Below are 11,171 nucleotides of genomic sequence, written 5' to 3'. Positions count from 1 at the left end.
ACGCGAAGCCGAATATCCTGACTGGCTATTGCCCCCTCATTGTCCCGGCAGTATTTTGCAAGTGCGAATGGATCGGTTCTGCAGCACGTTGCGATACCGTCACCACGCGCCTTATGCACGTTGGGAACGGTCGTGACGTCTTTGATACATAATCGGATCACGTTTCTGCACGGCTTGATTCAGCGCATTGTGATTACCTGCAGAGCGATGGTCCGAACGCTGCCTTACGTGTCTCATAGAGGATGACCGGCGCTTACTCATGCTGAAGAACCTGGCATCGATGTCGTCGCTCAACCTGTTCAAGGCCGCGGTGCAATTCGCGATCACCACCCTAGTGGCCGTCTTCGTCTTACCTGCCGACTATGGCCTGATCACATTCTCGCTGCCCATTATCCAGTTCATTGCGCTGATGACGGACATGGGGCTGGGCAGTGCCATCATTCGTCAACCTGACGTTCGACCGGAGGATGCAGGAGCCGCGTTTGCAGTCTCGGCGGCGATTGCCACCATTTCGGCGCTAGTCCTGATCGCTTTCGCACGCCCTATCGAGATTTGGGCCTCGATGCCGGGACTTGCGCCGGTCCTGGCAGCGCTGGCGATCGCGGTGGGCTTTACGATCGCGGCGGCGATCCCGCGTGCCATGTTGGAGCGAGATCTACGCTACCAGCAAGTCGCGCTCGTGGAAGGTGGCGCCACCATCGTCGGCGCACTTCTGTGCGCCGCTCTGGTCGGCATGCTGCAGGCGGGCATTTGGGGCGTGATCGGCTTTCACATCGCACTGCAAGCCACGCGCGCCGTGTCCTTCACGGGATTGACCTGGAAACTGTACAAGCTTGATGGACAATGGAACAGAGTGCTGCCGTTACTAGGGTTTGGCGGTTGGGTTTTGGCCAGTAACGTCATCAATTTCGCGGCCCGCAATGCGCAGGGGCTGCTCATCGGCGCAACGTTGGGGGCTGCGGTGGTCGGCCTCTATGGCATGGCCTATCAATTCATGATCCTGCCCCTGATGGCCCTTGCATGGCCCGCTTCAGGTGTCCTGCTGGCAACGCTTAGCCGTCTAGCCAGTGGGTCGACACTTGATGGCGATCGCGCCGCATTCACAGCGCCGGTGCTGTCGTTGAGCCTGCTCACCGCAACGATCACCTTTCCGCTGATGATGTGGATCGCGCTCGCATTGCCTTTCCCGGTGCGGACGTTGCTCCACCCACAGTGGCAGCAGGCTTTGCCGCTGATCGCGATGCTCGCGCCGCTGGGTGCCCTCCAGTCGCTGGCGGCTTACAATGGAGCCGTTCTGATCGCGCGCGGGCATGCGAGACTACAATTCCACGTGAATCTGGCCAGCAGCGCCGCGCTATTGGTCGGCTTTGTCGCATCGCTGCCGTTTGGCATCCAGGCTTTCGCGGTCACCTATCTGATCGTCGGCAGCATCGTCGCGGTAGGACAGATCCTGGCGAAGCTATGGGCTGCCAGAATAAACGTGATCGAATATCTGCACAGCCTGGCCGTTCCGATCCTGGCCACGGCGGCAGGTTGCGCAACCGCTGCTCTTTACGGATTGCGACCGCTTGATTGGCAACAATGGAGCTATATGACGCTGATCTACATATTAACCGTCCTAGCGATCAATGCGTGCAGCCACCGTCCGATCGTTCAAGCGGTTCGCGGCTTGATGCCCGCTTAGGCGGGGGTGCAATATAGCCCCCTCGCCAGCCAACCAGATGCAGTTCGATACCCGGGATAAACGCCTCTTTATGGCGCGACCATGGCATCAATCAGGACGCGCGCGCTACTCTCCCATGTAAAGCGATCCACACGCTCCATTGCCAAAAGACGTTGCTGCGCATTTCTTTGTGATACATCCCAGTGCTCACGCATGATTTCGGCGAGGCGGTCAGCATCGGCGCGTGGAAAGTAAGTTGCCGCATTTGCACAGACTTCATGCAAAACCGGAATGTCCGACGCAATTACCGGGCAACCGGTAGCCATTGCTTCCAGGGGAGGGATACCGAAACCCTCATAGAGGCTGGGGAATACAAGTGCCGTCGCGTGCGCGTAGAGCGAAGCTATTTCCGCATCGGTTCGACGGGACGCCAGGATCACATTCTTCGCCGCGGCAGTACCCTCACCCCCGAAAACGCTGCGATCAAGTGATCCCACCACCACGAGCTTGGCGCCGTCTCGACCCATTCTAGCAAAAGCGTCCAGAAGAACCGGAAGGTTCTTGTTGGGCGCGGGGCTGCCGACGAAGAGGAAATACCGTTGCGGCTCAAGACCCAAACGCGCTAACACCAGATCGTCTGATGCGCTTCCGACAAAATGATCGCATCCGTTGTAAGCCACCAGGATGGCGTCTTCACGCAACGCCAATGTTTGCGCGAGTTCTTGCTGCGAAAACTTCGATACTGTCCCGATGCGCCCGGTTCGCGCCAGAATACGGCCAAGCGCACGATGGGCGATACGATATTTCAGGCCGAAATTACCCGGCGTGCGGAAGACTGCTGCATCGTGAATGACCACCAGTCTATCTCGGTGAAAAACAGGTCCGCTATTGCCCAGGTTCAACAATCGCGATTTTGCGGCAGCGCGCGCCAGATCCCGTTGTTCCCACAGATGGCCTCCGCCCTTGCCGACGACTTCAATGGTGATGGCGCCTAGCTGCAGAGCCTGATCTGCTCCGGGAGGAACCATCAGCTTCCAGCGAAATCCATCCAACTTTGTAGATTGATTTTGGATCAGACGGTCCATCGCAATCACGATCTCCCGACTATATCGCTGAACTCCACTCAGTCGTTGCATCATGAAACGACCATTTATTGCGATGTCGCGATTTGATCCAAGATCATTCATGCGTCGAAACCTAACCACTAGGATAATCAGGGCTTGATCATACTCCATCTTAGCTCGCTTTATCCACCATCGTTAGTCGGTGGCGCTGAAAAGGTTGCATCCATTCTTGCAGAAGTTCAGGCGGCCGCAGGTCATGACGTCACCGCCTGCTCACTTGTGCGGGAACCCACGAAGCCAGCCATGTTGAATGGCGTCAGGTCGCGACCCTTGAACGCGCGCAATCCCTTGTGGATTCTGGAATCGGCAAAATATCCATCGCCCATACGCCTCGCCAACAAGGCCGCTACCGTGCTTAACGGTCGAGTTTCATCCGAATTCGGGGCACTTCTCGACGACATCAGGCCGGACGTTCTGCACACCCATTCCATGGTCGAATTACCACCGCATGTTTGGGATCAGGCTGCGCGCAGGAATGTTCCTGTCGTCCATACGCTTCATGATTACGACTTGCTTTGTATTCGCGGCGCGATGTTCAAAGATGGGCGCAAGTGCGAGCCTCGCCATATCGCATGCCGCGTTTTATCCGCACCCAAGCGCAAGATGCACGACCGCATCGATGCCGTTGCCGCAGTCTCGCAGACCGTGCTGCAGACACATCTAGACCATGGCCTTTTCACCCATTTACCGGCCCGAAACCGCCGTGTGATCTGGAATCCGGCGCACCTGCCGAAGCGTCGCCGCCCTCGACATCCACGCAACTTCGACGAGCCTCTACGCTTCGGCTTTCTGGGGCGTCTCGTGGGGGAAAAGGGTCTCGGGCCATTACTGCAGGCGTGCCGACAGTTACCCTTGAGCGGATGGACACTTCGGATCGCCGGAGAAGGCGCAGAGCGCCGCGCGTTTGAGGCTCAGGCACAAGGGCTTCCGGTTACATTCGACGGCTATGTCGAAAGCACCGAGTTCCTGTCGCAGATCGACGTGCTGATTTGCGTGCCGCTGTGGGATGAACCGTTCGGCCTCACCACGATCGAAGCGTATGCGGCCGAATGTCGTGTCATCGGCTCCGAGCGAGGGGTTATTGGTGAAGTCGTAAGCCGGATCGATCCCGAATGGCGCGTGTCGCCGGGCGACGCGGACGCCTTGGCATTCGCGATGAACCGCGCATTGGACACGCACGCACCGCTGGATACGGCACGCCAGTCCGAAGTGGACGCGCTGCTGACCCAACTCGATCCGGCCAACGTCGCGCACGATTATCTCGACCTTTATCACACGGCACAGGCACGATCCGGCGCGCCCGTTGCTGCGAACGGATGACGTCCATGCGGATCCTCCATCTCAGCATGCTCTACCCGCCCCACATCCTGGGGGGAGCGGAAAAATCCGTGGCGATGCTGGCCGAAGCACAGACCGCCTTGGGCCATCAGGTCGCAGCGGCCTGTACCACCCCCGACAAATTCGTCCACGAGCAGCGCAACGGCGTGGACGTTTTTCGGATGCCGCACGAAACCGCGTTCTGGGCGGAGGAATGGCCGCGGCACAGCAAGCTTGAACGAGGCTGGCGCAAGTTCACGCAGCAGTTCAATTACCGTCTGCGCGGCCATTTCGGACGCGTGATCGACCGCTTCCGGCCCGACATCATTCACACGCATTCGATGGTCGATGTGTCGACGACGGTGTGGGAGGCCGCCGCTGAACGCGACCTTCCGATCGTCCACACCTTGCGCGATTATGACCTGCTGTGCGCCGATGCGTCGATGTGGCACGACGGTGGGCCCTGCGGTGTAAAGTGCAAGGTGATGACCTTTGCCAAGGTCGGGCGGCATCGCCTCACCGAGGGTGTGGCCGCCGTAGGACGCGAGACACTCGACATCCACCGCCGCGCGGGCTTCTTCGATCACCTGCCCGAGCGTCTTCAGCGGGTGATCTGGAATCCTGCCGTCGTGGAAGGTGCAGGTCCCGGTTATCAGCGACCGACCCGTGCCGGCCAGCCATTCACATTTGGCTACCTGGGCAGGATCAACGAGGAGAAAGGCGTCGGCACCCTGATCGATGCAGCACGCCGGCTCGCCCCCGGCAATTGGCAGGTCATGGTCGCTGGAAAGGCGAACAACACGCTCGATCCCTTTGTCGCACGCGCGCAGGGGCTTCCCGTAACCTTTCCCGGGTTCATGGATCCACGGGCGTTCTTCGAAGCGATCGACGTTATGATCGCGCCATCGATCTGGGCGGAACCCCTTCCCCGCACCATTCTGGAAGCCTGCGCGATGGGCGTACCGACGATTGGTGCGCGATCGGGCGGCATTCCCGATCTGATCGGCCATGACAACGCGGATTGGCTGTTCACCCCGGGCGATGACGCCAACCTTGCCGGGCAGATGATGCGTACCATCAGGACAGGACGCGAGGGATTGCCCGGCCAGGAAGCGTTCGCCTCGGTGCTTACCGAAACGCAGCCGGAAGTGGTCGCTCGCCGTTATCTGGCCTTCTACGATGATGTCCTTGCCGCTCGTCTATCGCGCGCGGCCTGAACAAGCCATGCGCATACTCCACGTCGCAGAATCGGTAAAAGGCGGCTGCGGGACATATCTGAATCAGCTGGTTCGCGCCCAGCGGGCGAGCATGGCGATCACCGATGTCCACGCCGTTCTGCCTGCTGCACATGTGATCCAGGTACCCGATATTCCCCAGGATTGCCGCACGCTGTTCGACAGTGCCGGTCGTTCGCCAAGGTCGCTCCATGCGCTGTGGAAGGCGACCGCACGGCAGGTGGCGGCCATTCAGCCGGACTGCGTGCATCTCCACTCGACCTTTGCCGGCGCGATCGGCAGGCTTGGGCTCGCTCTGGGATCTCGCCGACCGCCGGTCGTCTATTGCGCGCATGGATGGTCATTCGACATGGACGGATCGCCCGCCAAACGCGGGACAATGGCCCTGACCGAGCGGGTGCTTTCACATGGCTGCGAGGGCGTGATCGCAATATCGGAATACGAGCGGGAGCGCGGCATCGCCATCGGCATCGCGCCCGAGCGCATCGTGACGGTCCTCAACGGCATCGTCGATGCACCGTGGACCCCCATCCCGGCCAATTGCGAAACGCGCGGCGTCGGACGACCGCGCAGAGCGTTGTTCATTGGCAGGCTCGACCGGCAAAAAGGCATCGATATACTGCTGGCCGCCATCGCCGGATTGGAGGACCGCATCGATCTTCGCGTCATCGGCTCGACTGTCGTTGGGGATCAAGCCGCAATCGATCTGGATCGCCCTGGCATCACCCACCTGGGTTGGTGCGATGACGAGCGCATCCGGCAGGAGCTTGCCTGGGCGGACTACGTGGTTATCCCATCGCGGTGGGAAGGCTTTGGCCTTGTCGCCCTTGAAGCGATGCGAGCCGGCCGCGCAGTAATCGCGACGAACGTGGGCGGCCTACCCGAAGTGATCGACAATGGACGCACCGGTTGGCTGGTCCCCGCCGAAGACCCGGTTGCACTTCGCACTGTGATGCTGTCACGAACCAGCGCTCAACTCGCCGCCGCCGGGCTCGCCGGTCGTCGGCGTTTCGCCCAGTGCTTCACGATCGAGCGCACTGCCATGGCGTTATCGGCTGTATATCGGCAAGCCATCGCGATGCGTGGCAGCATCTCGCATGCCTTCGCTTGAACTTGGAAGTTGCTGAAATAAGGTGCGTAGGCAGCGCCTCAGTCCGGCACAATCGCAATCGAGACGGTGACTCTAGCGGGGACGACCGCCTCACGAGCACGCGTCGAGTCCCATGAATGATTGCGCAGGCGGTCTGCCGCTGGTTTGAAAGCGAGGTTGTTTTTCCAGCTCTTCGAAATACGTATGAGCCGGAGGGCCGTGATACAGCCACGGCAGCGCCATAAATGGCCGGAGCTGCGTTGGAGATGACTCTCGTCAATCAATCCGCATTTAGCTTGCGGTGCTGCAGCAACCCTGTCTGGATCCGCAGGACATTGGGCATACGGTCGCCATGTCCGTGGTGGCATGGACCGCCAAGTTCGCCGTCGCCATTTTGACCGAACGATCCATCCGCGATCGAAGCCGGGCCACGGCCAAGTCCGGCATCGACGGAACACCAATGTGGCAGATCGGTCGCGCTCGGCTACTCGACCACCACGCTGGTCGACGCAGCGGCTTCCTCGGCTGCCTTGGTTCGTGCGTCGCTACGCTCGGTAAACCACATCAGGATCAGCGTGCCTTCGAACAGCAGCAATAGCGGCACCGCCAGCAGCAGCTGGGAGATCACGTCGGGCGGCGTCGCCACGGCAGCGACGATGAATATCCCGACGATGGCATAGCGCCGCGCGCCCTTGGTCTGTTCACGCGTGATGATGCCGGCACGGTTCAGCAGCATTAGCAACACCGGCATGAGGAAGCTGATCCCGAACGCCAAGATGAACTGCATGACAAGCGCAAGGTAATCGCCGGTTCCCGGTAGCGCTTCCAGCTTAAGCCCGCCCTTCTGCCCCTCGAACCCGAGGAAGAAGTGAAACGCGGTGGGCATCACCACGTAATAGGCGAGCGCCGCGCCCATCGTGAACAGCACCGGGGTCGCGATCAGGAAAGGCAGGAACGCCTTCTTCTCTTTCGCGTAGAGGCCCGGCGCGACGAAAGCCCAGATCTGGTTGGCGATGATCGGAAAGCTGAGGAAGAACGCGGCGAAGATGGCGATCTTCACTTCGACGAAGAATGCCTCGTACAGCTTCGTATAGATCAGCACCGCCTCGCCGGGCGGAAAGGCGCGTGTCAAGGGTGCGACGAGGAAGGTGAAGATACGGTCCGCGAAGTAGAAGCAGATCGCGAACGCGATGCCGAACGCCACGAGCGCGCGCAACAGTCGCGTGCGCAATTCGATCAGGTGATCGAGCAGTGGCGCCTGCGAATCGTCGATGTCCTGAAGGCGAAAGGCCATGACTATGCCACCAGGCTTGAGTTGCCGGCCATCATGGCGGCGGGAGCGGCAACTGCGGCTCGGCCTCGTCGGCCGGGTCAGAGCGCTTATGCGGCGAAGTGCGGTCTTCCAGCGAAGCGAGCGCAGCCTCGGCCGAGGTCGGCTGCGCACTCAGTTCGTCGCCGGTCATCGGATCGCTGGCAGCAAGCTGCGGATGCGATTTCATGATCGCCTCGTTCTGCTCACGCCATTTGCGCTCCATTTCCTCAAGCTCGGCCTCGCGCACCATGGCGTCGAGTCCGCTGCGGAAGTGACCCGATATCCGCCGCATCTTGCCGATCCATCGCCCGGCGGTGCGCAGCGCCATTGGCATGTCTTTGGGACCGATCACGACCACCGCTACGATCACGATCATCAGCATCTCGGATGCACCGACGTCGAACATGCGCTCTTGGTCCCTGGTTCGACTTTTCAGATCGTCTTATCGTTCGTCAAACGCCCGTTTTCGGATCGGTGGGGTTGACGACCGGGGCCGGAGCGACCGGAGGCGTAACCACGGGCGGGGACACCGGATCGACCGGACTGACAGGCTGCGGCGCGATCTGGACCGGAGGCACGACCGGCGCGGCGGTGTGACGATCGCCGCTTTCCTCGTGAATACCTTCCTTGAAGCTTTTGATGCCCTTGCCGAAATCACCCATGATCTCGGAGATGCGGCCGCGGCCGAACAGGATCAAAACGACCAGAAGGACGATGATCCAGTGCCAGAGGGATAGGCCACCCATACTTGCGACTCCAATGCTTGCGCCAGTCGGTGGCGCGGGGCTCATCTAGTGCTTTGTACGCCCGGATGCCAGTGCGTTCCACGTCGGGCGCAAAGGCATCGGGTGCACTAAAGCGCGATCAGGTTGCGGCGCGCTACGACCCGGCGATGACGATCGCGTGACGGTCCCTCATTGCGTATCGTCGCCGTCGGCTTCGCGCGACATCGCCTGTTCCACCATGTCGTCGTCGACGGGATCGAGCAGCCCGGCGCCGCGCATCTCGTCGACGCCCGGCAGTTCCTTGAGCGATGCAAGACCGAAGTGGGCGAGAAACTCCGGTGTCGTGGCGTAGATGACGGGACGGCCGGGCACCTCGCGGCGGCCGCTGATCCGCACCCACCCGGCTTCCATCAGCACGTCGAGCGTCCCCTTTGCGGTTTGCACGCCACGGATCGCCTCGATCTCGGCCCGGCTGACCGGCTCATGATAGGCGACTATCGCCAGCACTTCGGTCGCCGCACGGCTGAGCCTGCGCACATCCTCGCGCTCACGCCGTAGCAAATGCGCCAGGTCGGGCGCGGTCTCGAAGTGCCAGCGGCCACCCCGTTCGACGAGATGCACGCCGCGCCGATCATAATGCGCGCGCAATTCGGCCAGCGCGGCACGCACGGGGACACCGCCCAGATGCGCCGAAATCGTCTCGACCGTCATCGGCGCCTCGGCCGCGAACAACGTCGCTTCCACCGCACGCACGAGATCATCGGGTGGGTTCACCGCCCGATCGCCTTCAACCGCAGCGGTCCGAACGTCTCATCCTGCGCCAGTTCCGCCCGGCCAGTACGCGCGAGTTCCAGCGCGGCGACGAAGCTGGAGGCCAGGGCCGACCGACGCAGGCGCGGGTTGGCCCAATCCCCTTGGGTGACCGGCGGCACGAAATCACGCAGTTCGATCCAGTCCAGCGTGACACCGAGCATCGCGGCGACCCGGGCAATCGCACTTTCCAGTGTCATCACCATGCGTTCGCGCACCATGTGCACCACGGGCTCGTTGCGCATCTTCACGTCGCCATATGCCCTTACAAGGTCGAACCATTCGCATTGCCAGCGATTGCGGCGATCGACGCGCAAGCCTTCTGGCGCCCCGCGTGAGAACACGTCGCGCCCCAGCCGGTCCCGCGCCATCAACCGGGCCGCGCCTTCGCGCATCGCATTCAGCCGCTGCAGACGAAGCTGCAGGCGTAGCGCCAGTTCTTCGGGGCTGGGATCCTCCTGTTCATCCTTGGGCAGCAGCAATGCGGACTTGAGATAGGCGAGCCATGCCGCCATCACCAGGTAATCGGCGGCCAGTTCCAGCCGCATCGCCCCGACCCGATCGATGTAGCCCAGGTATTGATCGACGAGTTCGAGGATCGATATCCGTCGCAAGTCCACCTTCTGCCGCCGGGCGAGATCGAGCAGCAGATCAAGCGGCCCTTCCCAGCCGTCGATCTCTAGATAAAGCGGTCGATCCTCGTCGCGTGCGCTCGATCCCTGCCGATCTTCGACAGCCAGCGCGGTCACGCCCTGGTGTCGCCGGAGGCCAGCGCCAACAGCGCGTCGCGCTTGGCGACGAGCTCGCCATGGTCGGCAGTGACTACCTCGACATCGAGCGCCAGGGCGCGCTCCAGTCGGGCACCGCTCGCCGCGGACATCGACGGGCAGGCCGCGGCGATCCCGATCATGTCGTCCATTCGCGCCCAGCAGTTGAGCGCGATGTCGCATCCCGCCGCGATCGCCCGCGCCGCGCGTTCGGGCACCGTTCCATCAAGCGCCTGCATGTCGAGGTCGTCGGTCAGCAGCAGGCCAGCGAAGCCGATACGCTTGCGAATCACCTCTTCGATGATGAACGGCGAGAGGGTGCCCGGATTGTCCGCATCCCACGCGGTGTAGCGGACATGGGCGGTCATCCCGATCGGCGCATGGGCCAGGCTGCGAAACGGACGCAAGTCGATTTCCAGTTCCTCGGCGGAGGCAGTAACGGTGGGCAGCTCCTTGTGGCTGTCTGCCGTGGCGCGGCCATGACCGGGCATGTGCTTGATGCAGCCGACGACGCCGGCGCGGGCAAGTCCGTCGAGCGCCGCGCGGCCGAGCGCTGCCACGCGCATCGGATCGGCGCCGAAAGCGCGATCGCCGATGACGTCGTGCGCACCCGGCTGGCGCACATCGATCGAGGGATAGCAATCGACGGTGATCCCGACCTCTGCCAGGTCCAGTCCCAGCGCGTGGGCATTGCATCGCGCCGCCTCGATCGCGCTGATCGGTCCGATGTTATAGAGCCGGTCGAACGCCTCGCCAGCGGGATAAGCCGGCCAGATCGGAGGCTTCAACCGCGCCACGCGGCCGCCTTCCTGATCGATGCAGACGAGTGGCCGGTCGCGACCGTGGATGTCGCGCAGGCTGTCGGTCAGCGCGCGGACTTGCTCGCGGCTATCGATGTTGCGGCCGAACAGGATGTATCCGGCAGGGTCGGCATCGCGGAAGAAGGCACGCTCGTCGGCGCTGAGCGTCAGCCCCGACAAGCCGAAGATCGCGGGTGTCATGATCGAGGATTCGCAGAACTCGACAGTCGGGGCAAGTTGGCGTCGTCGGATGTGCACAGGTGGAGGCGGATCACGACCGCCCCCGCCATTCCCGTAGAGGTGGGAATGGCGGGGCTATGAGGCCGGC

The 11,171-nt window shown here is 62.0% G+C and carries 11 protein-coding genes; 4 read left to right on the top strand and 7 right to left on the bottom strand.

All coding sequences use genetic code 11. The features are described from left to right. Nucleotides 1-259: 259 nt before the first annotated feature. On the top strand, nt 260-1,684 hold the full coding sequence (locus ACXJ1Z_RS10170) for an oligosaccharide flippase family protein (RefSeq protein WP_463776428.1): 1,425 nt from the start codon (nt 260-262) through the stop codon (nt 1,682-1,684). 68 nt (nt 1,685-1,752) lie between these two features. Here ACXJ1Z_RS10170 and ACXJ1Z_RS10165 read toward each other — a convergent pair whose 3' ends face one another. After that, nucleotides 1,753-2,850, bottom strand: a complete 1,098-nt coding sequence (locus ACXJ1Z_RS10165; protein ID WP_463776426.1) for a glycosyltransferase family 4 protein — start codon at nt 2,848-2,850, stop codon at nt 1,753-1,755. A 33-nt stretch (nt 2,851-2,883) separates the two neighbouring features. On the opposite strand from ACXJ1Z_RS10165, the gene ACXJ1Z_RS10160 reads away from it, so the two are divergent. Genes ACXJ1Z_RS10160 through ACXJ1Z_RS10150 form a run of 3 tightly spaced genes read left to right on the top strand, consistent with a single transcriptional unit; the run spans nt 2,884 to nt 6,450 of the window. Further along, nucleotides 2,884-4,107: a glycosyltransferase family 4 protein gene (locus ACXJ1Z_RS10160; protein ID WP_463776425.1), complete on the top strand. Its 1,224-nt coding sequence runs from the start codon at nt 2,884-2,886 to the stop codon at nt 4,105-4,107. A gap of 5 nt (nt 4,108-4,112) precedes the next feature. Then, nucleotides 4,113-5,321, top strand: a complete 1,209-nt coding sequence (locus ACXJ1Z_RS10155) for a glycosyltransferase family 4 protein (RefSeq protein WP_463776423.1) — start codon at nt 4,113-4,115, stop codon at nt 5,319-5,321. Further along, nucleotides 5,284-6,450 carry a glycosyltransferase gene (locus ACXJ1Z_RS10150; RefSeq protein WP_463776421.1) on the top strand — a complete coding sequence of 389 codons (1,167 nt, stop codon included), beginning with the start codon at nt 5,284-5,286 and terminating at the stop codon, nt 6,448-6,450. Before ACXJ1Z_RS10155 ends, ACXJ1Z_RS10150 begins: the two co-directional genes overlap by 38 nt. A gap of 463 nt (nt 6,451-6,913) precedes the next feature. On the opposite strand, the gene tatC is transcribed toward ACXJ1Z_RS10150, so the two are convergent. The 6 genes from tatC to nagZ form a co-directional block, all read right to left on the bottom strand. Next, entirely contained in the window at nt 6,914-7,723 is an 810-nt protein-coding gene (gene tatC / locus ACXJ1Z_RS10145) for a twin-arginine translocase subunit TatC (protein ID WP_463776419.1), read from the bottom strand. Between the two features lie 31 nt (nt 7,724-7,754). Beyond that, the gene (gene tatB, locus ACXJ1Z_RS10140; RefSeq protein ID WP_463776417.1) at nt 7,755-8,147 is read right to left on the bottom strand and encodes a Sec-independent protein translocase protein TatB; all 393 of its coding nucleotides are present in this window, start codon (nt 8,145-8,147) and stop codon (nt 7,755-7,757) included. Between the two features lie 46 nt (nt 8,148-8,193). After that, nucleotides 8,194-8,487, bottom strand: coding sequence for a twin-arginine translocase TatA/TatE family subunit (locus ACXJ1Z_RS10135; protein WP_463776416.1), 294 nt, complete (start codon nt 8,485-8,487; stop codon nt 8,194-8,196). A gap of 168 nt (nt 8,488-8,655) precedes the next feature. After that, nucleotides 8,656-9,240 (bottom strand): SMC-Scp complex subunit ScpB, encoded by a 585-nt coding sequence (scpB, locus tag ACXJ1Z_RS10130; RefSeq protein WP_463776414.1) that lies wholly within the window; start codon nt 9,238-9,240, stop codon nt 8,656-8,658. Next, nucleotides 9,237-10,025, bottom strand: coding sequence for a segregation and condensation protein A (locus tag ACXJ1Z_RS10125; RefSeq protein ID WP_463776412.1), 789 nt, complete (start codon nt 10,023-10,025; stop codon nt 9,237-9,239). Before ACXJ1Z_RS10125 ends, scpB begins: the two co-directional genes overlap by 4 nt. Beyond that, nucleotides 10,022-11,044 carry a beta-N-acetylhexosaminidase gene (gene nagZ / locus ACXJ1Z_RS10120; protein ID WP_463776411.1) on the bottom strand — a complete coding sequence of 341 codons (1,023 nt, stop codon included), beginning with the start codon at nt 11,042-11,044 and terminating at the stop codon, nt 10,022-10,024. The genes ACXJ1Z_RS10125 and nagZ overlap by 4 nt, the downstream gene beginning before the upstream one ends. Between the last annotated feature and the right edge of the window lie 127 nt (nt 11,045-11,171).

It is taken from the genome of Novosphingobium sp. TK46, assembly GCF_055361525.1.
This window is presented reverse-complemented; position numbering and strand designations above follow the sequence as displayed.